This is a genomic window from Nonomuraea sp. NPDC050478 (assembly GCF_044458265.1).
Taxonomy (GTDB): domain Bacteria; phylum Actinomycetota; class Actinomycetes; order Streptosporangiales; family Streptosporangiaceae; genus Nonomuraea; species Nonomuraea ferruginea.
The window spans coordinates 60,784-82,976 of the sequence record NZ_JBITHT010000008.1 but is presented as its reverse complement, the minus strand read 5'-3'; the positions used below and the strand labels follow the sequence as shown (position 1 = coordinate 82,976).

The following is a 22,193-nucleotide window of genomic DNA, read 5'->3' as shown; positions in this document are numbered from 1 at the left end:
ACCCCCTCGGGTGTGGCGCCGTGACGCGTGCCTCGGGGGGCAACCCGAAGGGGCCCCTCGGGTGAGGCGCCGTGACGCGTGCCTCCGGCCCGCTCGGCTGAAAAGCCGGGGGAGGTCCTGGAGCCTCTTCGGAGGCGGGATTCGTCCGCGAGGAGGAGACCGAGCTACCCGTTAGAGCCCTTAGTCTGTGGGATAGCCGGGGTTGTCCCCGGGGCGGTTGACTGCTTGGAGCTGACGGTGTTCGGACTTGGCTGGCTGGAAGTCGGCGCGCTGATCATTATCGCGCTGCTGGTCTTCGGCCCGGATAAGCTGCCCCAGGCGGCTTCCCAGGCCGGGAAGACCCTGCGCAACCTGCGCCGCATGGCCAACAACGCGCGTGACGACCTGCGGGCCGGCCTGGGGCCCGAGTTCTCCAATTTCGACCCGGCCGACCTCAATCCGCGCAACTTCGTCCGCAAGCATCTGCTGGAGGACGACGAGGACGACTGGAAGAAGCCGGCCGCGGCCGAGCTGGAGCCCGCCGACACCGTCCCGGTGGGCGGCGAGCTGGGCGTGGGCGAGATCCCCCCGTACGACAACGAGGCGACCTGACCCACGCCCGTCGCGGGGTCAGCCCCGGTTGGGCGAGAGCCCGAGCTGCATGCCCTTGAGGCTCGACGAGCGCTTGCCGAGCGTGGCCGCGATCGAGCGGAGCTGCGTCGCGGCGGGGGAGTCGGGGTCGGTGAGCACCAGCGGCTTGCCTTCGTCGCCGCCCTCGCGCAGCCGCAGGTCGATCGGGACCTGGCCGAGCAGCGGCACGCGCGCGCCGAGGATGCGGGTCAGCGCGTCGGCGACCGTCTGGCCGCCGCCCTCGCCGAAGACGGCGATGCGCTCGTCACAGTGGGGGCAGGGCAGCCAGGCCATGTTCTCGATGACGCCGGCGATCTGCTGGTGGGTCTGCGCCGCGATGGAGCCGGCCCGCTCGGCCACCTCGGCGGCGGCCATCTGCGGGGTGGTGACGACCAGGATCTCGGCCCCGGGCAGCCGCTGGGCCACCGAGATCGCGATGTCGCCGGTGCCGGGCGGCAGGTCGAGCAGCAGGACGTCCAGGTCGCCCCAGTAGACGTCGGCGAGGAACTGGTGGAGCGCCCGGTCGAGCATCGGCCCGCGCCACACGACGGGGGTGTTGCCCTCGGGCTTGAACATGCCGACCGAGATGACCTTGATGTCATGGGCCATCGGCGGCATGATCATGTCTTCGACCTTGGTGGGCCGTTCGGCCGCGCCCAGCATGCGGGGGACGCTGTGGCCGTAGATGTCGGCGTCGACGATGCCGACCTTCATCCCGCTCGCGGCCATGGCGGCGGCGAGGTTGACCGTCACGGACGACTTGCCGACGCCGCCCTTGCCGCTGGCCACCGCGAAGACGCGGGTCAGCGAGCCGGGCTTGTTGAACGGGATCTCCTTCTCGGGACCCCGGTCGCCGCGGAGCTTGGTCTGCAGCTCCTTGCGCTGCTCCTGGCTCATCACGTCGAGTTCGAGCTCGACGGCGCTGACGCCGTCGACCTTGGCGACCGCGGCGGTGACGTCGCGCCGGATGGTGTCCTTCATCGGGCAGCCGGCGACCGTGAGGTAGACGCCGACGCGCACCTTGCCGTCTGCGGCGATGTCGACGCCCTTGACCATGCCGAGGTCGGTGATCGGGCGGCGGATCTCGGGGTCGATGACGGTGGCGAGGGCGGCCGTCACCTGGTCCTGGGTTGGTGCCATCGAAGTCTCGGCACGCCCGGGTGAGGGGGTGCCGTCCCTCCTTTGCCGGTATATGTGTGACAGGCGCTGGACGCCAGTTGAGGATGCCCCTCCATGGTATGAACCTGGAAGCCGGTCCCGTTAATCCAGTCGGATCCGTCGGTTTTCCGGGCAGCCCTCCAAGGTTACTCCCTGGCTCCCACGGCGTCAGCGCCGCTCCTTGAGCTCCTCGCTCAGCCGCTGCAGTTCGGAGCGCAGGTAGTCGCGGGTCGTCACCTCGCCGAGCGCCAGCCGCAGCCCGGCGATCTCGCGGGTGAGGTACTCGACGTCGGCGCGGTTGCGCTCGCCCGTCTCCCGGTCCTGCTCGTACTGGACGCGGTCGCGGTCGTCCTGCCGGTTCTGCGCGAGCAGGATCAGCGGGGCCGCGTACGAGGCCTGCAGCGACAGCATGAGCGTGAGGAAGATGAACGGGTACGGGTCGAACTGGAACCGGGCCGGGGCGGCGACGTTCCAGCTCACCCAGACCGCCACGAACACGGTCATGTAGACCAGGAAGCGCGCGGTGCCGAGGAAGCGGGCGATGCGCTCCGCCAGCCGCCCGAACACCTCGGGGTCGTAGTGCGGGCGCAGCGAGCGGCGCAGTTCGCGGGGCTGGTCCAGGCGTTCGGTGGTCACGTCAGAGCCTCTCGCGCCAGTCTTCGGGCAGCAGATGGTCGAGGACGTCGTCGACGGTCACCGCGCCGACGAGCCGGGCGTGCTCGTCGACGACCGGGGCCGCGACGAGGTTGTAGAAGGCCAGGTAGGCGGCCACGTCGTGGAGCGGCAAGTCCGGTTTGATCGGGTCGATCGACGGGTCGATGACGCTGCCGAGGAGGGTGGAGGGCGGGTCGCGGAGCAGCCGCTGGAAGTGGCTCATGCCGAGGTAGCGGCCGGTCGGGGTCTCGTTGGGCGGCCGGGTGATGAACACCTGGGCCGCCACCGAGGGAGTCAGCTCCTTCTGCCGGACGTGCGCGAGCGCCTCGGCGACCGTGCTGGTCGGGGGCAGGATGACCGGATCGGTGGTCATCAGGCCGCCGGCGGTGTCGTGCGGGTAGGTGAGCAGCCGCCGCACCGGGGCGGCCTCCTCCGGCTCCATCAGCGCCAACAGCGCGGCCGCCTGCTCCGGGGGCAGGTCGTGGAGCAGGTCGGCGGCGTCGTCGGGGCCCATCTCCTCCAGCACGTCGGCGGCCCGCTCCGGTTCGAGCGTGCGCAGGATGCCGACCTGGTCGCCGGGCGGCAGCTCCTCCAGCACGTCGGCCAGCCGGTTGTCGTCGAGCGCGCGGGCCACCTCCTCGCGCCTCTTGCCGGACAGCTCGTGCAGCGCGCTGGCCAGGTCGGCGGCGCGCAGCGACTCGAACGAGGCGATCAGCCCGGCGGCGCCCTGGTCCTTCTGCAGGATGTCGAAGCCCGACACCTCGCTCCAGTCGACCACCCGCGCGTCACGCCGCCTGCCCCGGTGGACCGCGATCCGGGTCACCTGCCACTCGGACCGCTTGACCTCGGCGACGGCCACGTCGTAGACGGTCATCGGCTCGCCGTCGACCCGCACGGTCAGGTCGAGCATCTCGCCGATCACCAGGGTCTCGGTGGGCCGCTGCTCGAACCGGCGGACGTTGAGCCTGCCGGTGAAGATCACCGCGCCCGCCTGGATGCCCCGTACGCGGGTGATGGGCAGGAACACCCGGCGGCGCGGGCGGACCTCGACCACCATGCCGTGCACCCGGGGCGGGCGCGTGCCGCGCAGCCCGACCACCACGTCTCTGATGCGCCCGATCTGGTCGCCCGCCGGGTCGAAGACCGGCGTGCCTGCCAGGCGGGCGACAAAGATCTGCACGTCAGCAGGCTAACAGTGCTATGGCATTGCGCCGCGGACCCCCGGCGTGTCAGTATCAAACCCGCTAAACAGTGATTACTTCTCACGGGGGTTCGCGTGCGCTACGCGGGACTCGCGATGGCGTTCGCGTCCTCGCTCTGCTTCGCCTTCTCCGGGCCCATGGCCAAGTATCTCAACGAGGCCGGCCTGGCGCCGCTGGAGGCGGTCTGGGTGCGGATGGCCGGCGCCGGGCTGCTGCTGCTCGCCGTGCTGGCCGTGGTGAAGCCGTCCGCGCTGCGGATCGCCCGCTCGCGGCTCCCGTTCTTCGCGGTGTACGCGATCGTCGCCGTCGCCGGTGTGCAGTCACTGTACTTCGCGGCCATCACCCGGCTGCCCGTGGGGATCGCCCTGCTGCTGGAGTTCATGGCGCCGGTGATGGTGGTGGCGTGGGTGCGGATCGTGCGCAAGATCCGGCTGGCCAGGGCCGCCTATATCGGCGCGGTCATGGCCGTGGCCGGGCTGGCCATCGTGGTCGAGGCCTGGGAGGGCATCCGGCTGGACGTGATCGGGCTGGTGCTGGCGCTGATGGCCGGGGCGTGCTGCGCCGGATATTTCCTGATGAGCGATAGCTTCGGGGACGACGTCGACCCGCTCGGCCTGATCGCCTGGGGCATGACCGGCGCCGCCGTCGTGCTCGCCCCCATCTCCCAGCCCTGGAACATCCCCTGGGACGCCTTCACCCTGACCGTCGCGCCGGCCGGCGGCGCCACGCTCCCGGTGCTCGGCGCGTACCTCTGGATGGTGCTGGCCGCCACCGTCGTCGCCTACATCCTCGGGGTGAACGCGGTGCGCAGGCTCTCGGCGGCCGTGGGCGCGACCGTCGCCTCGCTGGAGGTCATCGCCGGCGCGGTCGTGGCCTGGCTGCTGCTCGGCCAGGCGCTCGGCGCGTATCAGATCCTGGGCGGGGCCATCGTGCTGACGGGCGCGCTCCTCGCGCAGACCGCGACCGTCAGCCGTCAGGCGCCCGCGCTCGCCGAGCCGGTCGCGCCCGTGGACGTGGGCGTGAGCCGCAGCACCGTCGACTCCTGAGCCCAGCGCCCGGGCAGGCCCTCGCTGTCGCGGGCGTTGAGCCGCTCCTTGGCCAGCACGGCCACCACCTCGGGCGCCGCCGCCTGATCGACGACCGCCACGGCGGCGTCGAACTCCACCAGCCGGGCCCCGTTGTCCTTGCTGCGCAGCGTGACCCGTACGCGCTCACGGCTGGTCAGCCCCGGCAGCTCCTGCTCCTCGCCGCCGGTCACCAGATAGATCGCGCCGTCGTGCCACGCGTGCCAGGCCAGTCGCGGCCGGTCGAGATCGAGCCAGAGGATGCCGGACTTCTTGGCGCCCTCCTCGATTGCCAGGGTGTTGTCGGTCACAGCTTGAATGTAACCGGCCCGGGTGCCGTTACGGTGTGGCTCATGTTGCGTTCGCGTAGATCCGTCCTGGCCGTGCCCGGTAGCAACCCCCGGTTCGTGGAGAAGGCCCGCGGCCTGCCCGTCGACGAGGTGTTCCTGGACCTGGAGGACGCGGTCGCGCCGCTGGCCAAGGAGGAGGCGCGGCGCAACGTGGTGGCCGCGCTGCGCGAGGGCGGCTGGGACGGCAAGACCGTCGCGGTGCGGGTCAACGACCTGGCGACGCAGTGGGCGTACAAGGACGTGATCGAGGTCGTCGAGGGCGCCGGCGACCGGCTCGACTGCCTGATCCTGCCCAAGGTGCAGGACCCGACCGAGGTCGTGTGGCTCGACACCCTGCTCACGCAGATCGAGAAGGCCATGGGTTACGCACCCGGCAGGATCGGCATCGAGGCGCAGATCGAGAACGCGCGCGGGCTGGTGAACGCCGACGCCATCGCGGGCTCGTCCGGACGGCTGGAGACGCTGGTCTTCGGGCCGGCCGACTTCATGGCCTCGATCAACATGCGCACCCTCGTGGTGGGCGAGCAGCCGCCCGGTTACGAGGAGGGCGACGCCTACCACTACATCCTCATGCGCCTGCTCATGGCCGCCCGTACGCATGACCTCCAGGTCATCGACGGCCCCTACCTGCAGATCAAGGACGTCGACGGGTTCCGCAGGGCCGCCCGCCGCTCGGCCGCGCTCGGCTACGACGGCAAGTGGGTGCTCCACCCGCTGCAGGTCGACGCGGCCAACGAGGTGTTCTCGCCGCCGCAGGACGACTACGACCGCGCGGAGCTCATCCTCGACGCGTACGAGCACTACACGACGGTCGAGAAGCGCGGCGCGGCCATGCTCGGCGACGAGATGATCGACGAGGCGTCCAGGAAGATGGCGCTCGTCGTCGCGGCCAAGGGACGGGCCGCCGGGCTGAAGCGCACCACGCGCTTCAGCCCGGAGGGTTAGACCTTCAGCCCGACCGCGGTGAAGAACCAGAACGACGAGGTCAGCCAGAGACCGACGAGCGCGGCGAACACCAGCCCGCCGATCACCGGCAGGGTCCAGCCGGGGGCGTCCTCCTTGCGCAGGGCCAGCATCTTCGTGGTGAACACCCCGTAGAAGAAGCAGCCGAGCAGCGAGTGGACCATCACCCTCGGCACGTCGTACTGCAGGCCGAGCGCGTACAGGCAGTGGAAGGCCACCGGGATCGTGAGCAGGAACGCCAGCCTGCCCGACCACCGGTGGACCCCGGCGGGGATGTCCACCCCGAGCTTGCCCCACATCGACAGGGCCGAGACGACCTGCACCACGGCCAGCGCCGCCGAGGCCGTGGTCAGCCAGACCTTCATCGGCAGCGCGGCCGAGAAGCCCGCGACGCCGACGGCGAAGCCGGTGGGGGCGTGCACGCGCCCGTACACGCCGAGCGCGACCATGAGGACGCCGCCGGCCAGCAGCGGCACCAGCAGCGAGACGGCGCCGCGGGCAGGGCGGTGGTGGAGGGCGGTCATGACATCTCCTCGATGAAGCCGTCGACGTCCTCGGGGGTGACCGTGGCCCCGTTGACGGAGACGGGGCTGGTCGGGTCGTCGCCGTCGAGCCGCGGGATGTCCACCGGCTCGCCGTCCTGGGAGGCGGCGCCGACCTGCGTGTAGCCGCCCGACGGGTTCCTCACCACGATCCAGCCCGCGCGGACCTGGGCGCCCCTCACGACGGCGCTGGCCCGGTACAGGCCCGAGGGCTTCTTGGCGGTGCCGGCGACGAAGCTCCACTTCCTGCCGCCGACGGCGACCTGCCCTTCGGCCCCGCCGTCGCCGAGCTCGGCCTTGACCGTGGCCTTCCCCGAGCCCTTCAGGGTCAGCCGGTCGCTGGTCGCGTTCCCCTTGAACCAGGCCTCGGTTTTGCCGTCGCAGAAGTATCCGACGGCCTTGCCGTCGCGGATCGAGATCGCGATGAGGCCGCCGTTGTCCTTCACCCGGCCCGCGTAGTCGGCCTTCTCCGGGACGAGCGGCTCCGGCTCCTCGAACGTCGGCGTCTCACTGGGCGAGGGCTCGGCCGCGGCCGTCTCCTCGCCGGTTTCCGGTGATCGCGTCGCCTCATCGGCGGTGGCGACGGCCTGCTCCGCCGCCGGCGCCGCGGTGATGCTGGCGACACCCAGCCCCGCGGCGAGCACCGCGCCCGCCGCCAGGGTGACGATAGGTCCCAGCCTTGACATGGCTTGCTCCCAGGGTCGACATGCGTACGTCCCGAGCATCCGCCGAAAAGGCCGCGCCGTCTGTGAACTATTGCGCACCGGATGGACAGAATATGGAGATGCAGGATAATCCCGAGCCTTCACCAGGCCCTTACGGCGGTCCGCCGGCGGGCTATTACCCGTACCCGCCGCCACGACCGTCCTGGTACGCGCCCGTGCCGCATGACGCGCGGTACGACCAGCTCGCCAGGACCCCGGTCAGCCGGGTGTGGCGGCAGGTCGTGGGCACCCTCGCGGTCGCGGCCGCGTTCTTCGTCATCGGCGCGATCGTGCTGCTGGCGGGGGTGATCATCGGGGCCGTCCTGGGCATCCCGCAGCCCGAGCGGCCCGAGCAGATCTCCGGCGATCCGGTGTACGGGATGATCCTGCTGTTGTTGTCGATCGCGGCCGTGCTGCCGGTGGTGTTCGGCGTGGCCGCCTTGGTGCAGCGGCGGCGGCCGGGGACGCTCTCGTCCGTGGCCGGGCGGGTGCGCTGGTCGTGGCTGCTGATCTGCGTGGGCGCGGCCGTGCTGTCGATGGTGCTGGCCCAGATCGCGCAGGTGGTCCTGCTGGTCGCCACGGGGGAGCGGACCGAGGGCATCTTCGGGTGGACCGGGTGGGAGCGGTTCCTGCCGGCGCTCGTCGTCATCGTGCTGCTCGTGCCTTTCCAGGCGGCCACCGAGGAGTACCTGTTCCGGGGGTGGCTGCTGCAGGCGTTCGGGGCTCACCTGCGCAACCCGTGGTGGGGGATCGTGATCAGCTCGGTGCTGTTCGCGTCGTTGCACGGATACCAGTGGGCGGGGCTGCTCGACGTGTTCGCCTTCGGCCTGGCCATGGCGGTCCTGACGGTGTGGACCGGCGGTCTGGAGGCGGCCATCGCGCTGCACGTGCTGAACAACACGGTGGCGTTCGGCATCAGCGCGGCGGCGGGGCAGCTGGACCAGGCGCTGGATCAGGCGTCGGTGCCGGTGCCGTGGCAGTCGCTCGTGGGGACCGTCGTGCAGTTGGGAGTGTTCATCCTCCTGGTGCTCTATTTCGCTAAAAAGCGGTCAATCAGCACTACTTCTGGATAAATCAACCGGTGGGTGCCGGGAATCTCGCTAGAGAGGTCTCGCCATTCCGGCTCCGGCGTGCTGGTCTTGTTCTTGTGGACTCGGGCGTACGAGATGAGGGGTGATCGTTTCGGGCGGCGGGGTAGGAGTAGTCGTTGTGCGAGCGATCCTGTGGCGCGATGCCGGAGGAGGGGACGCGAAGGTCGAATTCAGTCCATATAGCGCATATGTTCGGATAAGTCATCCTTGGAACGGTCCCCCTGTTCCTGCCGGTTCCGCCGAGCAGACTCGAACCCGACCCTTCGAGCCGACCGGCCCGCCCGCTCCGGGCCCCGTCCCGCTCGACCCGTCCGACTAGGAGGTACGGCGCGTGGCCTCCGGCGCCAGTGACCAGCATCGGCAGCCGCCAGACGACCCTCGTCCCGGCGACGCCACAGCCCCGGACTCACCCCCCGCCGACGAACCCGCCTCCCCCGGCCCGGGAGCCCCCGGCGACGTGCTCGCGCCCGGCCCGGGAGCCCTCGACGACGTGGTCGCGCAGGGCCTGGGCGGCGCCCCGTCCGACCCCGCCGGGCTGGAAGCCTTCGGCCGCGGCGAGCCCGTCCCGCCGGCCGAGTCCTCAGCCCCGGGCGGTGCGCATGCGCGGGAGCCCCGCATCCGGCACAGCCCGCCGGGGCCGACGGACGACCGGGCGCGCGGGTTACCGCTGACCTCGCCCTGGGGGATGCCGCCGTTCGCCGCGCCCACCCCGGAGGACGAGCCCCAGGAGCTCCCCAAGGGCCGCCGCCCCTACAGCTCCCCCACCGCGGAGCCGGACACGGAACCCAGGCGTCGCCGCCGCACGGTCGACCGCCCCGACAAGCTCGTGGCCAGCGGCCCGCCACGCCCCATCCCACCACCCCACGGTCCGCCACAAGAGCCCGAGCCTTCCCCGCCCGGCGAGGGGGCGGGGAAGGACCTCGGCTCCCCCCACGACACCACCGGCACCCATCCCAATGCCGTCGCCGCCGGGAACAACCCCCCCACGGAAGCGGAGCCCGCCCCCGAAACCCGGACCAGGCGAGACGCCCGCACGGCCCCGTACGGAATCGCCCACCAGCCTCCGGCGCCAGACCGAGGAGACGACGCTCCGAGGGGTGGGGAAGCCCTCGGCACACGGGCTCCCGGGAGCGGCGAGGTCACTGGCACCTCGGCTCAGGCTGGAGAGGAAGTTCGTACGGCTCCGTACGGGATCGCGCATCAGCCCGGCCGAGGGGAGGAGACCAGCGGTGAGCCGTCACGGGCGGTCGCTTCCGGCGGAGCCGGGAACGCGGGGGACGGGCAGGACGAGAACGCTGATGGGGACGAGCCGGTGCGGCGGGTCGGGAGGCCGCCGGGCGGCAGGCCGGCGCGGCCTGATCTGCTGGTCGCGTCGGGTCCCGAACGACCCGGGGGAAGGCATCAGAGGGGCCCGGCCCCGGCGGCGATGCGGCGGGCGAGTCCCGTGCGGCGGGGGCGCAGCCCGGCCGTGCCGATGGCCGTGGCGCTGGCGGTCGCGCTGCTGGTGGCCGCCGGCGTGCTGGTGTGGCAGTGGCGCGCCGACGACGAGGCCCGGCTCAGGCTCGCCACCGGCACCGGCAGGTCAGGCGACGACCTGTTCACGGTCCCGGCGGCGGCCCAGGGCACCGACCAGAAGCTCAACGACGTGGCCGCCGTCGGCCGCGCCGTGGTGGTCGTGGGCAGCGACACCACCGGCCCGACGCCCAGGCCCCTGTTCCTCTACTCCGCCGACGGCGAGAAGTGGCAGCTCGGCCGCGTCACCGGCGCGAGCACGCCCATCGTGCAGCGGGTGGCCGGCGGCGACGGCCGCTGGCTGGCCACCGGCGGCGACGGGGTGCGCGAGCGAGGTCTGTGGACCAGCGCCGACGGCCTGAACTGGCAGGCGGTCGGCGGGGGAGAGGCCTTCAGGGACGGCGACCTGATCCACGACATCGCCAGGACGGGCTCCGGGTTCGTCGCGGTGGGCGAGGCGGCGCTGCGCGACGGCGGCGCGGGCCCGGCCGCCTGGCACTCCGCGGACGGCCACGCCTGGGAGCGGGTGGAGACCCGGGGCCTGGAGGCGGGCGAGATCCGCGCCGTGGTCGCCAGAGGCGACACGGTGGTGGCCATGGCCAGGCCCGCGCAGGGCGACGGCTCCCGCGTCCTCAGGTCGGCCGACGGCGGCCGCACGTGGCAGGCGACCGGCTTCCAGCTGCCGGAGGCGACGCCCAAGGCGGGTTCGCTGGCGGTCGCGTCGAAGCGGTTCGTGCTGGTGGCCACCAGGCAGCGCACGATCACCGGCGACGTGCGCGCCTACTGCTCGCCCACCGGCGCCGAGTGGTCGCAGTGCGGCACGATCGACGGCCTGCCCGCGGCCAGCCCCGGCGTCGAGCGGCTCGTCTCGTACGAGGACGGCGTGGCCGCGGTGAGCCAGGCGGGGATCGGCTCGTACGCGGTGCTGACCAGCACGGACGGCCGCTCGTGGAGCGGGCGGGCGGGCATCGGGGAGCTCCGGGGGGCGACGCTGCGCGGGTTCGCGATCGCCGCGGGCGGCACCCTGTACGCGGGCGGCGACCGCGCGGTCTCGGACGTGGACAACGAGCCTGTCCTCATGGCGGCGCCCCGGCGCGGCGAGCCCGTGCGCGTGCCGCTCGACCAGGTCCGCGGCCTGACCAGGATGGCCCGCGAGACCAGCGGCCTGGCCAGCCACGACGGCCGCTACGTGGCCGTCGGCTCGGCCGGGGGCGAGGCCGGCGTCTGGACCAGCCAGGACTGGAAGGACTGGAGATCCATCGGGCTCGGCGGCCCGCGACGGCAGCAGCTGAACGACGTCGCGTTCGGCCGCCGCGGCTGGCTGGCCGTAGGCGGCACCCAGGCCGGCCTCCAGGAGACGGAGCCGCTGCTGGTCAGTTCCGGCGACGGGCGCGCCTGGAAGAAGGTGCCGCTCTCGGGCGATCTGGCCAGGCCGGGCGATCATCCGTACCTGGACGTGCGGACGGTCGCGGCGGGCCCCGACGGCTACCTGCTCGCGGGCGAGGACCGCGGCCCGGCGGGCACGGCGGCGGCCGTCTGGTTCACCCCCGACCTGCGCTCGTACACCCGCTCGGAGCGGCTGCCGCAGGGCGGCTCGGGCGTGCGCCTGCACGACGTGGCCGCCACCCCCGACGGGTACGTGGCGGTCGGCGGCGCGGGCGCGGGCGGGAACGAGAGCGGCATCGTCTGGGTGTCGCCGGACGGGCTGAACTGGACGGCCCGCGAGCGGCTCTCCCCGCCGGACGCGTCCTCGGCCGGGCTGCGCCAGGTGGCGGTGCACCAGGACAGGCTGGTGGCCATCGGGACCGCCTCGACCACCTCGGGCGCGTCCAGGGCCTTCTCGGCGATCTCCGAGGACGACGGCGTGACCTGGGAGACGTCATGGCTGCCCGCGGAACGGGCGGCCGGCGTGTACGACCTGGCGGCGGCCGGGCAGGGCCTGGTCGCGGTCGGCTGGCACGGCGAGCAGGGCGAGGGCGACAGCGCCGCCTGGATCTCCCAGGACGGCCTCTCGTGGAGCCGGCTGGACCTGAAGGAGGACCGCCTGGCCGGGCCGGGCGCCCAGTGGCTGGCTGCGGTGACGATCTCCGGCGAGGAAGTGGTGGCGCTGGGCCGGTCCACCACCTACAGCGACGACCACCTCATCCTCTGGACGTCCACCCTGACCGCCGGCCGCTGAGCCCCGCCAGGGTCCGCGGCGTCACGTGGGCAGGACCCGCCAGGCGCGCAGGGTGTCCAGCAGGCCGGTGGTGAGCGGCAGCCGGGCGAGCTCCTCCCGCGTGCACCAGCGGGCGTCGGCGGCGTCGTCGCCCGGTGTGAGGGTGCCGCCGACCACGGTGGCGCGGTAGTCGCGGACCGCGTACGTGTCGCCGCCGGGAGCGGGCAGGTCCACCGTGCCCGCGAGCGGGCCCACGGCCACCTCCAGCCCGGTCTCCTCCAGCACCTCGCGCCGCACCGCCACGGCGTCGGACTCGCCGGGCTCCACCCGGCCGCCCGGCAGCGACCAGCGACCCACGTCCGGAGGGTGCCCGCGCCGGATGAGCAGAAGGCGGCGCGCGTCGTCCAGGACGATCGCGCCGACACAATTTACGCGCACATGGTCAAGATTACGACGTGATAACGGACTGCGGTCTTGACGGGGCGGTGCCCGACGAAGCACCGTGGGTAGCTGTGAGAGCGGCTCCAACCTGCCCACGGTGCTTCGGCCCGCTGCACGCGCCGAGCGTGTGGTCCAGTGCCTGGCGTTGCGATGCGCACGGCGACGTCCTGCCGTACCAGCCGCCCTGGCCGCCGTCGCAGACGGCCGCGGAGGCGATGCGCAAGACCTCGCTGGTGCCGGTCTGGCTGCCCTGGCCGCTGCCGTCCGGATGGCTGGTGACGGGGTTCGGCGAGGTCGGCGACGAGCGCAAGGGCATACGGGCGAGCCTGGTCGCGCTGTCCGGGCCGTCCTTGACGCAGGGGCCCGCGGACATCCTCGTCATCGCCGAGGAGCCGGGCGTCGGCCTCGGGGCCGCGTTCGCCGGTCTGGACGGGGCCGACCCCGGCGAGGGGTTCGACTCGGGCCCGCCCAACGCCAAGATCGAGGTCCTCGGGCATCCGGCCCCGCTGTGGTGCGTGAACGGCGCCGCCGACCGGGCCGTCTACGCCGGTGAGGCGCTCGGCAACTGGCTGTGGGTCATCGCCTGGCCCGCCGAGGCCGGCTGCCTCATCGTGCTCGCCGAGCTGAGCCTGATCGACCTGCGCGACCATGACCTCGACATCCCCTTCGGCGCGTTCTCCCCCCGGCTCGAAGACTGATGCCCAACGGGATTCGCTCACCGGTGCGGACGGGCTAGAGTTCGGAGGCGTGACAGCGCGTATCGAGCGAGTGGTGACCGAGGGCCTCGTCGACATCGACGGCACCGAGCACAAGGTCGAGAACAACACCTGGATCATCGGCGACGACGAGGAGGCCATCGTCATCGACCCCGCCAGGGACGCCGAGAAGATCCTGGAGCAGGTGGGTGAGCGCGAGGTGCTCGCGGTCATCTGCACCCACGGCCTGCCCGACCACGTCGGCGCCGCCATCGAGGTGGCGGCCAGGGACGAGGCGGTCGTCGCACTCCACCCCAAGGACAAGCCGCTCTGGCGGGAGACCTGGACCGAGACCTGGCCCGACATCGACATGGAGGACGACGGCATCTTCCAGGTCGCCGACGTCCAGCTCGACGTCATGGAGACGCCCGGCATCACGCCCGGCGGGGTCTCGCTCTACTGCGAGGGCCTCGGCGCGGTCTTCTCCGGAAAGACGCTCCAGGCCGACGGGCCCGGCAAGCTCGGCGGCGAGTACCCCCGCCTGGCCGACCAGCTCACCGCCATCGGCGGGCGGCTGTTCACGCTGCCCGGCGACACGCGGGTGCTGCCCTCCCACGGCGAGGAGGTCACCATCGGCGACCTGGAGCCGCACTTCGACGACTGGATCGGCGGTTCGCTGACGCGGGTCGAGACCGAGCCCGAGGAGGAGGGCCCGCTCGTCGACGGCACCAGGGCCGCCCGCATCAGGCTCGACTCCGGCGACGACTAGGGTGTACGACCAGCTTCCGCTGGATGGGATGCCGCGGCGGCTCTACTCGTGCACGCCGTCGCGGCTGAACGCCTGGCTCGACTGCGGGCGCCGCTACCGGTTCACCTACCTGGACCGGCCGCAGCCGTCGAAGGGCCCGGGCTGGGCGCACAACAGCGTCGGGGCGAGCGTCCACAACGCGCTGGCGGCGTGGTGGCGGGAGCCGTACGAGCGGCGCACGCCGTTGACGGCGGCCGTCTTACTCACCAAGGGCTGGATCACCGAGGGGTTCAGGGACGAGGCCCAGTCGGCGCAGTGGCTCGGCCGCGGCCGCGACCTGGTCTCCGGATACGTGGCCACGCTCGACCCGTCCGACGACCCGGTCGGCGTCGAACGCACCGTGGCCACCCGGACCTCGGTCATCGCGGTCTCCGGCCGCATCGACCGGCTCGACCGGCGCGGCGACGAGCTGGTGGTGGTCGACTACAAGACCGGGCGGCGGCCGCTCACGCAGGACGACGCGCGCTCCTCGCTGGCGCTGGCGATCTACGCGGTGGCGGCGTCCCGCATGATGCGCACCCCGGCCCACGCCGTCGAGCTGCACCACCTGCCGACGGGCGAGATCGTGCAGTGGCGTCACACGGACGAGTCGCTCGACCGCCATCTGCGGCGCGCCGAGGAGATCGCGCTGGAGGCGGCGGAGGCGGACGCGCGCTACCGGACGGTGATGGGCGAGCCGGCCCAGGCCAAGCGCCCTCGGCCCCGCGACGCGGGCCGTTCACCGGCGGCCCGTGACGACGCGCCGGCCCCCGAACGGCGTGACCGGCCCCTGGTGAGCCCGCCACGCGTGCCCGCGGAGCTGGACGAGGTGTTCGCCCCCAGCCCCGGCCCGATCTGCGGCTGGTGCGACTTCCGCCGCCACTGCCCCGAAGGCCTGACCGCCGCCCCCGAGCACCGCCCCTGGGACGGCCTGGCGGAGTGACGCTGTCAGGTGGCGCGGGTGTCGAGGGTGTGGCTCTCGGCCTCGTTCCAGAACCTGACGAGCGCCGCCGCCGTGGTCTCCGGGGCCTCCACCGCGGGTGAGTGGGCCGCGCCCGGCACCACCACGCAGTCGGCGCCCAGGGCCGCCGCCATCTCCTGCTGCGTCTCGGCGGGCCAGCCGTCGTCGTGTTCCCCGTACAGAACGAGCGTGGGCACCTCGATCTGGCGCAGTTCCTCGGTGCGGTCGCGCACGGACACCACCTCCTCGGCCATGCGCGCCAGACCCGTCGGCGAGTTGGACAGCAGCCGTTGGCGCAGGAAGGCCAGGATGTCGTCGGGCACGCCCGCGGCCAGCGCCTCCGGCTCGAAGCCGGCATGCCACACGTGTTCCAGCCCCGACAGGGGGATCGTGCGCGTCAGCCATCGGGCGTGTCCGGCGCGCTTGCCGGTGATGCCCGCGGGGCCGGAGCCCATCAGCGTGAACGAGGCGAACTTGGTGCGCCCGTCGATCGCCGCCTCGCGCGCCACCAGCCCGCCGAAGGAGTGGCCCACCAGGTGGACCGGCTCGCCGTCGCCGAACCGCTGGGCGAGCGCGTCGACGTCGGCGCCCAGCGCCGCGCAGGTGTAGGCGGCGGGGTCGTCGAGGCCCGGCGTCTCGTACTGGCCGCGCAGGTCGACGGCCAGCACGCGGCGGCCCGACAGGGCGAGCGTCTGCAGCACCGCGATGAAGTCTTCCTTGCTGCCCGTCAGGCCCGGGAGAAGGATCGCGGGCCATCGCTCCACCACGCCGGTCGCCGGCAGCGCCTCGAGGGCCGCGAACATGCCGCGGTCGGTCTCGATCTTGCGTGGGGTGACGCCAGGAGGCAGGTGCAGGAATCGCGGCGTACTCACGTGGGGCAACAATACCCAGAGCCCACCACCTCGACACCGGTGAACACGGTACGCCGGTGCGATCTGGGGCGAGTCGTGCCCATGTCCGTGAGAAAGCCCGTGACATGCGGAAAGGCGCGCACCCCGACCGGGATGCGCGCCTTTCGCCGAACGTGTCAGCCGGTGCGGCGGCGGTTGCCGCGGTTGCCGCCGCGGCGCTGCTGCTTGCGCTCCGTGGCCGCCGACGGCGCGATGTCGTCGTCGTCCGTCGCCAGGTCAGGTGACTGGAAGATCACCGTGAACGGGCTGGCCGGGATGATCCGCTCCGGCTCGCGCCGGGGTGCGGCGAACTCCGGCTCGCCCGGCGCCGTGGCCTCGTCACGCGACGAGGACTCGGTCTCCTGGCGTGCCGGCGGCACGACCTCGTCCCGCTGGGAGGCGGCGATCCGGTCACGCGACGGCGTGGCGACCTCGTCCCGCTGGGCGGCCGGGATCCGGTCACGCGACGGCGGCACGACCTCGTCCCGCTGGGCGGCCGGGATCCGGTCACGCGACGGCGGCACGACCTCGTCCCGCTGGGAGGCCGCGACCCGATCACGCGACGGCGTCGCGATCTCGTCACGCGGAGGGGCCGGGATCCGGTCGCTCGGCGGGGCCGTGACGGACCGCTCCTGGCGGGCGGTGACGTCCGCGACCTGTTCCTCCTGGACGGCGGACCGCCGGGTGCGGCGGCGCGGCTCGGCGGCCGTCGCCACCTCCTCCGTGGTGATGATCGCGGGCGTCTCCTCCTGGTGCTGGCTGGAGCGACCGGTCACGAGCTCGACCTCCGGCGTCTCGACGGCAGGGCTGCCCGCGGGGCTCTCCTCCGCGGACCTGCCGCCGCGGGTGCGGCGGCGCTGGCGCGTGCGGGCCGGACGCTCCCGCTCCCGCTCTCGCTCCTCACGCTCGTCGCGGCGCCGGCCGCGCGCGCGTGGCCGGCCCGTCTCGCCGAGGTCCTCGATGCGCTCCGCGGAGAGGCCCGCCCGGGAGCGGCTGGCGTGCGGCAGCACGCCCTTGGTGCCCTCGGGGATGTTGAGCTCGGTGTAGAGGTGAGGAGAGGTGGAGTAGGTCTCCTCGGGCTCCGGGAAGTCGAGGCCCAGCATCTGGTTGATCATCTTCCAGCGGGTCAGCTCCTCCCACTCCACGAACGTGACCGAGATGCCCGTGCGCCCGGCCCGGCCGGTGCGGCCGATGCGGTGCACGTAGGTCTTGTCGTCGGTGGGGCAGTCGTAGTTGACCACGTGGGTGACGTCGTCGATGTCGATGCCGCGAGCCGCCACGTCGGTGGCGACCAGCACGTCGACCTTGCCGTTGCGGAACGCCCGCAGCGCCTGCTCACGCTGGCCCTGGCCGAGGTCGCCGTGGACGGCCGCGACCGCGAACCCGCGGGTGTCGAGCTGCTCGGAGACCATGTCGCAGGCGCGCTTGGTCTCGCAGAAGATCATCGTGAGCCCGCGGCCCTCGGCCTGCAGCAGCCGGGACACGATCTCGATCTTGTCCATCCGGTGGGCGCGCCACACGATCTGGCGCACCTGCGGGGTCGTCTCGGCCTCGCCGCTCTCGTTCTCGGCGCGCACGTGGGTGGGGCGGCTGAGGTACTTGCGGGAAAGGGTGACGATCTCGCCCGGCATGGTGGCGGAGAACAGCATCGTCTGCCGCTCCGCCGGGATCAGCTTGAAGATCCGCTCGATGTCCGGCAGGAAGCCCAGGTCGAGCATCCGGTCGGCCTCGTCGAGGACCAGCGTGTTGACCTGGCCGAGGTCGAGATGCTTCTGCTTGACCAGGTCGAGCAGCCGGCCGGGGGTGCCGACGATGACGTCGACCCCCGCCTTGAGCGCCTCGATCTGCGGCTCGTACGCGCGCCCGCCGTAGACGGTGAGCACCCGCGAGCCGAGCTTGCCGGCGGCGGTGACCAGGTCCTCGCTCACCTGGGTGGCGAGCTCGCGGGTCGGCACGACGACCAGCCCGCGTGGCTTCTTGCGGTTCTTGCGCGGCTTGCCGATGCTCTGCAGCATCGCGATGCCGAACGCGTAGGTCTTGCCGGTGCCCGTGCGGGCCTGGCCGATCAGGTCCTGGCCGTTCAGCGCCAGCGGAAGCGCCATTTCCTGGATCGGGAACGGTGTCGTGATGCCCTCGGTCTCGAGGGCATCGGCGATTTCTGGTGTGACTCCGAGGTCTCGGAAAGTCGTCAGCGTGGCCTGCCTCAGTCTCAAATGAAGGCGGGCCTGCCGGGACCTACGGGCGGAAATCCGACCTCGTATCTGGGTCCTCGCGGTAGAGCCAGCCCTCTCGCGTCATTACGACCGCGCACCCGGGGATCGGGGGATTCGGAGGAGAGACCCCCGAATGTACACAGTGCGGTCGCACTTTCTCAGAGCAGTGTACTCGATACCACAACGCTGACCAGGCTTACGGATGTTCCCGAAGATTCCCGGAAGTACGCTGCCTTCCATGAACGAGTCTCCTGGGGTCGCCGACCTGCTCGGCGTCCTGGCCTATGCCGAGCTGAGCGCATTCACGAGGATGACCGAGGACGCCGCCACGCTGGCGCCCACGCTCGCCGACCGGACGGCGCTGTGCGAGCTGGCCGTCGCCGAGTATCAGCACTTCCGGCTGCTCTACGACCGGCTGCGGGAGCTGGGGGCGGACCCGGAGCGGGCGATGCAGCCGTTCGCCGGGGCGCTGGACGCCTGGCACACCCAGACCAGCCCGGCCGACTGGTTGCAGGCCCTGGTCAAGGCCTATGTGGGGGTGGGCATCGCGCTCGACTTCTATCGTGAGGCGGCCCGGAGGCTGGACCCGTCGATCGTGGAGCTGGTCGACGAGGTGCTGACGGACGAGGGGCGGGCGGAGTTCGCCGTCGAGCGCGTACGGGCCGGCGTCGCGGCGGACCCGGCGGTGAGCGGGCGGCTGGCGCTGTGGGCCAGGCGGCTCGTCGGCGAGGCGCTCAGCCAGGGCCAGCGGGTGGCGGCGGAACGCCCGGAGCTGGCGCTCATGCTGGTGGAGTCGGGCGCGAACGACCAGGCGGAGATCTCCCGCCTGTTCGCCAAACTGACGGAGCAGCACGGTAAGCGCATGGCGGCGCTCGGCATCTGAGGCGTCACGCCCGGGAGCCGCGCCTCAAGGCGGCTCCCGGGCGGCGGCGCCTAGAGGGTGCCGCCGAAGCCCACGGGACGCGACTCGTCCTCGCCGATCTCGATGAAGCCCAGCGACGCCACCGGCACCACCACACGCCTGCCCTTCACGTCGGTGATGGCGAACACGCCGCGATCGGCGGCAAGGGCCTTCCGGATTTCCTCCTCGACCTGCTCGGACGACAGGTCGGTCTCCACAACGAGCTCACGGTGCACCGAACGCACGCCGATCTTGATTTCCATCATGCTCCCTTTCCACGGGGCGGGGCTTCCCTCATCGTGGCCGTTCGACGCCGGAAAAGCGCAGCTGATCGCGCCCAGCGAACGGGTTAAGCCGTACGCGGAAAACCGCTGATGCCCCGCCAGGCGAGCCGGGCCATGAGCTGCTCGGCCGCGTCCTTGGGGATGGAGCCGTGCTCGCTGACCCAGTAGCGGGCACTCACCTCCGCCATGCCGACCAGCCCGACGCCCAGCAGGTGGGCCTCGTCGCTGGTGCAGCCGGTGTCTTCCTGGATCACCGCGCTGACCATCTCGGCGCACTCGTTGAGCGAGCGCTCCACGCGCTGCCGCACCGGCGCCACGTTGCGCAGGTCGGACTCGAAGACCAGCCGGAACGCCTCGCCCTGGGTGGAGACGAAGTCGAAGAACGCGCTGAACGTCGCCTGCACCCGCAGTTTGTTCTCGGTCGTGGAGGCCAGCGCCTCCCTGCACCGGGTGACCATGTCGTCGACGTGCAGGTCGAGCAGCGCGAGGTAGAGCTCCAGCTTGCCCGGGAAATGCTGGTAGAGCACCGGCTTGCTGACCCCCGCGCGGTCGGCGATCTCGTCCATGGCGGCCGCGTGGTAGCCGTTCTCCACGAACACTTCCTGCGCCGCGCTCAGCAGCTGCCTGCGGCGGGCGAGTCGGGGCAGCCGGGTGCCCCGGGGCTTGGCGTCCGGGGTAGCGGTCACACGGGTCTCCAACGGGTTTCGTGCCGGGTCTGCCGACATCCTACGGGCGGGTAGTCATCACCTCAGCGATAGTCGTCGTCGTCGTACCCGACCACGCGGTCCTGCTCGATCGCGTCGGCCGGGTTGACCTCAAGGGGAAGCTCGAGGCGCCACTGCTCGTCGTCCTCCCGCAGCGGGCGCTGTTGCTCGGCGGCGTCGGCCGGCGTCGCCTCGATCGGCAGCTCCTGGTCATCGGCGAAGTTGTCGTCGTCCCCGCGTACGTCCATCTCCGACATGTCGGTCCCCCTCTTCGTGTGGACTGAACCAGATTACGCCCGGCTGAAAAGGTCGCCGTGCTTCTCCATCCTGGCCAGCACGTCGGACGACGTGAACACCAGGTCTTCCGGGCTCTCGCAGCGTTCGACCTCCTTCCACAGCAGTGGCGTGGAAACCGTCGGACGCGTCCTGGCCCGCAGCGAGTATGGCGCGACCGTGGTCTTGGCGGGGTTGTTCTGGCTCCAGTCGATGAAGACCTTGCCCGGCCGCTGCTTCTTCGCCATCACGCTGACGATCCGCCCGGGGTGCCGCTTCGCCAGCGCCTGGGCCAGCCGCTTGGCGTACGCCGACGGCTCCTCGCGGCCGTCCCACGCGGCGTACAGCTGCATGCCCTTGCTCCCGCTGGTCTTCGGCCTGGCCTCCAGGCCGTCGGCCGACAGCACCTCGCGCAGCATCAGGGCGACCTCGCAGCACTCCACGATCGTCGCGGGGGGCCCGGGGTCCAGGTCGAACACCAGCGTGTCCGGCGGAAGCGCGCGTCCTTCCCCGTCCACCCGCCACTGGGGCACGTGCAGCTCCAGCGCGGCCAGGTTCGCGTAGTAGACCAGCCCCGGCAGGTCGTCGATCAGGGCGAAGTCGATGGTGTCGCGGTCCTTGGTGCTGCCGGGCGCCGGCAGCCGCGCCCTGCGCACCCAGCCGGGGGTGTGCTCGGGGGCGTTCTTCTCGAAGAACGACATGCCCTCGACGCCGTTCGGGAAGCGCTTGACCGTCAGCGGCCGGCCTTCCAGGTGCGGCAGGAGCACCGGGGCGATCCGGCTGTAGTAGTCGATGACCTCGGCCTTGGTGAAGCCGGACTCGGGATAGAGCACCTTGTCCAGGTTGCTCAGGACGAGCTCCCGCCCGTCCACCCGCACCGGGACCTTGCTCGCCGGGCTCATCGGGCCGTCACCTCCGGGGGCAGCTTCTCCGGGCCCGCGCCACACGGGACGGCGCGGCCTTCGTGTACGCCACCTCCCCGACGAGGTCGGGTCTAACCCATCGATAACGCCACAGGACCGGCCCGCATGGGTTCGACGAGCTATGGCATTGGTCGCACCGGGACGGGTATGTCCCCGTTGGCGAACCGCCCGACACTACTGAGGAGTTGCCCATGCGCAGCATCTGGAAAGGTGCGATCTCCTTCGGGCTGGTCACGATCCCGGTGAAGCTCTACTCGGCCACCGAGCAGAAGGACGTCAGCTTCCACCAGGTGCACCGCGAGGACGGCGGCCGCATCCGCTACAAGCGGGTGTGCACGCTCGACGGCGAGGAGATCGCGTACGCGGACATCGCCAAGGGTTACGAGCTGGCCACGGGCGAGATGGTCGTGCTCACCGACGAGGACTTCGAAGGGCTGCCGCTGAGCACCTCCCGCCGGATCGACGTGCTGCAGTTCGCCCCCGCCGAGCAGATCGACCCGATCTACTTCGCCAAGTCCTATTACCTGGAGCCCGACGCGCAGGGGGCCAAGTCGTACGTGCTGCTGCGCGACGCGCTGGAGAGCTCCGGCCAGGTGGCGGTGGTCAAGGTGGCGCTGCGCCAGCGCGAGTCGCTGGCGACGCTGCGGGTGCGCGACGGGGTGTTCGTGCTGGAGACCATGCTGTGGCCGGACGAGATCCGCAAGCCGGACTTCGAGTTCCTGGACGAGGACATCGACGTGCGGACGCAGGAGCTCAAGATGGCCGAGTCGCTGATCTCCACGATGGAGGCCGACTTCGACCCGGCCGAGTACCACGACACCTACCGCGAGGCGCTGCAGGAGGTCATCGAGGCGAAGGTGGCGGGCAAGGAGGTCATCACGCCTCCGGAGGCCGAGGAGGAGGGCGGCCCCGCCGTCGACCTCATGGCGGCGCTGCGGGCCAGCGTCGAGGCCGCCAAGCGCGAGCGCGAGGGCGCTCCCGCCAAGCCGAAGCGGGCCGCCTCGGGCAAGGCGAAGGCCAAGGACGACAGGGCCAAGGACGAGAAGGCCAAGGAAGAGAAGGGCCAGGAAGAGAAGGCCCCCGCCAAGCGGAAGGCCCGCAAGTCGGCCTGACG

At 72.0% G+C, this 22,193-nt stretch carries 23 protein-coding genes; 10 read left to right on the top strand and 13 right to left on the bottom strand.

What is annotated here, in order from left to right; translation table 11 throughout:
- Positions 1 to 237: 237 nt before the first annotated feature.
- Positions 238 to 591, top strand: a complete 354-nt coding sequence (locus tag ACIBF7_RS36165) for a sec-independent translocase (protein WP_148029257.1) — start codon at positions 238 to 240, stop codon at positions 589 to 591.
- 18 nt (positions 592 to 609) lie between these two features.
- On the opposite strand, the gene ACIBF7_RS36160 is transcribed toward ACIBF7_RS36165, so the two are convergent.
- The 3 genes from ACIBF7_RS36160 to ACIBF7_RS36150 form a co-directional block, all read right to left on the bottom strand.
- The gene (locus ACIBF7_RS36160; RefSeq protein WP_148029258.1) at positions 610 to 1,749 is read right to left on the bottom strand and encodes an Mrp/NBP35 family ATP-binding protein; all 1,140 of its coding nucleotides are present in this window, start codon (positions 1,747 to 1,749) and stop codon (positions 610 to 612) included.
- Positions 1,750 to 1,935: 186 nt separating this feature from the next.
- Positions 1,936 to 2,403: a DUF1003 domain-containing protein gene (locus ACIBF7_RS36155; protein ID WP_364231508.1), complete on the bottom strand. Its 468-nt coding sequence runs from the start codon at positions 2,401 to 2,403 to the stop codon at positions 1,936 to 1,938.
- 1 nt (position 2,404) lies between these two features.
- The gene (locus ACIBF7_RS36150; protein ID WP_364231505.1) at positions 2,405 to 3,601 is read right to left on the bottom strand and encodes a magnesium transporter MgtE N-terminal domain-containing protein; all 1,197 of its coding nucleotides are present in this window, start codon (positions 3,599 to 3,601) and stop codon (positions 2,405 to 2,407) included.
- A gap of 96 nt (positions 3,602 to 3,697) precedes the next feature.
- Here ACIBF7_RS36150 and ACIBF7_RS36145 point away from each other — a divergent pair, with 96 nt between their 5' ends.
- Positions 3,698 to 4,669 (top strand): EamA family transporter, encoded by a 972-nt coding sequence (locus ACIBF7_RS36145; protein ID WP_364231502.1) that lies wholly within the window; start codon positions 3,698 to 3,700, stop codon positions 4,667 to 4,669.
- Here the strand turns inward: ACIBF7_RS36145 and ACIBF7_RS36140 are convergent.
- The gene (locus tag ACIBF7_RS36140) at positions 4,597 to 4,998 is read right to left on the bottom strand and encodes a hypothetical protein (protein ID WP_364231499.1); all 402 of its coding nucleotides are present in this window, start codon (positions 4,996 to 4,998) and stop codon (positions 4,597 to 4,599) included. The genes ACIBF7_RS36145 and ACIBF7_RS36140 overlap by 73 nt on opposite strands.
- 42 nt (positions 4,999 to 5,040) lie before the next feature.
- Here ACIBF7_RS36140 and ACIBF7_RS36135 point away from each other — a divergent pair, with 42 nt between their 5' ends.
- Positions 5,041 to 5,982, top strand: a complete 942-nt coding sequence (locus tag ACIBF7_RS36135; protein ID WP_364231496.1) for a CoA ester lyase — start codon at positions 5,041 to 5,043, stop codon at positions 5,980 to 5,982.
- On the opposite strand, the gene ACIBF7_RS36130 is transcribed toward ACIBF7_RS36135, so the two are convergent.
- Entirely contained in the window at positions 5,979 to 6,524 is a 546-nt protein-coding gene (locus ACIBF7_RS36130; RefSeq protein WP_148029262.1) for a DUF6529 family protein, read from the bottom strand. The genes ACIBF7_RS36135 and ACIBF7_RS36130 overlap by 4 nt on opposite strands.
- On the bottom strand, positions 6,521 to 7,228 hold the full coding sequence (locus ACIBF7_RS36125; protein ID WP_397199161.1) for a hypothetical protein: 708 nt from the start codon (positions 7,226 to 7,228) through the stop codon (positions 6,521 to 6,523). Before ACIBF7_RS36125 ends, ACIBF7_RS36130 begins: the two co-directional genes overlap by 4 nt.
- A 98-nt stretch (positions 7,229 to 7,326) precedes the next feature.
- Here ACIBF7_RS36125 and ACIBF7_RS36120 point away from each other — a divergent pair, with 98 nt between their 5' ends.
- Positions 7,327 to 8,319 (top strand): lysostaphin resistance A-like protein, encoded by a 993-nt coding sequence (locus ACIBF7_RS36120; RefSeq protein WP_397199160.1) that lies wholly within the window; start codon positions 7,327 to 7,329, stop codon positions 8,317 to 8,319.
- A gap of 349 nt (positions 8,320 to 8,668) precedes the next feature.
- Entirely contained in the window at positions 8,669 to 12,028 is a 3,360-nt protein-coding gene (locus ACIBF7_RS36115) for a hypothetical protein (protein WP_397199159.1), read from the top strand.
- Between the two features lie 21 nt (positions 12,029 to 12,049).
- Here ACIBF7_RS36115 and ACIBF7_RS36110 read toward each other — a convergent pair whose 3' ends face one another.
- Positions 12,050 to 12,445, bottom strand: coding sequence for an NUDIX hydrolase (locus ACIBF7_RS36110; protein WP_148029266.1), 396 nt, complete (start codon positions 12,443 to 12,445; stop codon positions 12,050 to 12,052).
- Between the two features lie 74 nt (positions 12,446 to 12,519).
- Between ACIBF7_RS36110 and ACIBF7_RS36105 the strand changes: the two genes are divergently transcribed.
- From ACIBF7_RS36105 to ACIBF7_RS36095, 3 genes are read left to right on the top strand one after another with little or no spacing between them, the layout of a single operon-like run.
- The gene (locus ACIBF7_RS36105; RefSeq protein WP_148029267.1) at positions 12,520 to 13,146 is read left to right on the top strand and encodes a DUF6758 family protein; all 627 of its coding nucleotides are present in this window, start codon (positions 12,520 to 12,522) and stop codon (positions 13,144 to 13,146) included.
- 49 nt (positions 13,147 to 13,195) lie between these two features.
- A complete protein-coding gene (locus ACIBF7_RS36100; protein WP_219543983.1) occupies positions 13,196 to 13,912 on the top strand; it encodes an MBL fold metallo-hydrolase in 717 nt (238 codons plus the stop codon).
- A gap of 28 nt (positions 13,913 to 13,940) precedes the next feature.
- Positions 13,941 to 14,873, top strand: a complete 933-nt coding sequence (locus ACIBF7_RS36095; protein ID WP_397199158.1) for a RecB family exonuclease — start codon at positions 13,941 to 13,943, stop codon at positions 14,871 to 14,873.
- A gap of 5 nt (positions 14,874 to 14,878) precedes the next feature.
- Here ACIBF7_RS36095 and ACIBF7_RS36090 read toward each other — a convergent pair whose 3' ends face one another.
- Both ACIBF7_RS36090 and ACIBF7_RS36085 read right to left on the bottom strand, forming a co-directional pair.
- Positions 14,879 to 15,763 carry an alpha/beta fold hydrolase gene (locus tag ACIBF7_RS36090; RefSeq protein WP_397199157.1) on the bottom strand — a complete coding sequence of 295 codons (885 nt, stop codon included), beginning with the start codon at positions 15,761 to 15,763 and terminating at the stop codon, positions 14,879 to 14,881.
- A gap of 155 nt (positions 15,764 to 15,918) precedes the next feature.
- Entirely contained in the window at positions 15,919 to 17,883 is a 1,965-nt protein-coding gene (locus ACIBF7_RS36085; protein ID WP_397199156.1) for a DEAD/DEAH box helicase, read from the bottom strand.
- A gap of 349 nt (positions 17,884 to 18,232) precedes the next feature.
- On the opposite strand from ACIBF7_RS36085, the gene ACIBF7_RS36080 reads away from it, so the two are divergent.
- Positions 18,233 to 18,877 carry a ferritin-like fold-containing protein gene (locus ACIBF7_RS36080; protein WP_148029271.1) on the top strand — a complete coding sequence of 215 codons (645 nt, stop codon included), beginning with the start codon at positions 18,233 to 18,235 and terminating at the stop codon, positions 18,875 to 18,877.
- Positions 18,878 to 18,927: 50 nt separating this feature from the next.
- Here the strand turns inward: ACIBF7_RS36080 and ACIBF7_RS36075 are convergent, their stop codons facing one another.
- From ACIBF7_RS36075 to ligD, 4 genes are all read right to left on the bottom strand, one after another.
- Positions 18,928 to 19,161, bottom strand: coding sequence for a DUF3107 domain-containing protein (locus tag ACIBF7_RS36075; protein WP_246639500.1), 234 nt, complete (start codon positions 19,159 to 19,161; stop codon positions 18,928 to 18,930).
- A gap of 83 nt (positions 19,162 to 19,244) precedes the next feature.
- Positions 19,245 to 19,865 carry a TetR/AcrR family transcriptional regulator gene (locus tag ACIBF7_RS36070; RefSeq protein ID WP_148029272.1) on the bottom strand — a complete coding sequence of 207 codons (621 nt, stop codon included), beginning with the start codon at positions 19,863 to 19,865 and terminating at the stop codon, positions 19,245 to 19,247.
- Between the two features lie 62 nt (positions 19,866 to 19,927).
- Positions 19,928 to 20,140 (bottom strand): hypothetical protein, encoded by a 213-nt coding sequence (locus ACIBF7_RS36065; protein WP_246639498.1) that lies wholly within the window; start codon positions 20,138 to 20,140, stop codon positions 19,928 to 19,930.
- A 33-nt stretch (positions 20,141 to 20,173) separates the two neighbouring features.
- The gene (gene ligD, locus ACIBF7_RS36060) at positions 20,174 to 21,058 is read right to left on the bottom strand and encodes a non-homologous end-joining DNA ligase (RefSeq protein ID WP_397199155.1); all 885 of its coding nucleotides are present in this window, start codon (positions 21,056 to 21,058) and stop codon (positions 20,174 to 20,176) included.
- A 212-nt stretch (positions 21,059 to 21,270) separates the two neighbouring features.
- Here ligD and ACIBF7_RS36055 point away from each other — a divergent pair, with 212 nt between their 5' ends.
- Positions 21,271 to 22,191: a Ku protein gene (locus tag ACIBF7_RS36055; RefSeq protein ID WP_397199154.1), complete on the top strand. Its 921-nt coding sequence runs from the start codon at positions 21,271 to 21,273 to the stop codon at positions 22,189 to 22,191.
- Positions 22,192 to 22,193: the final 2 nt, after the last annotated feature.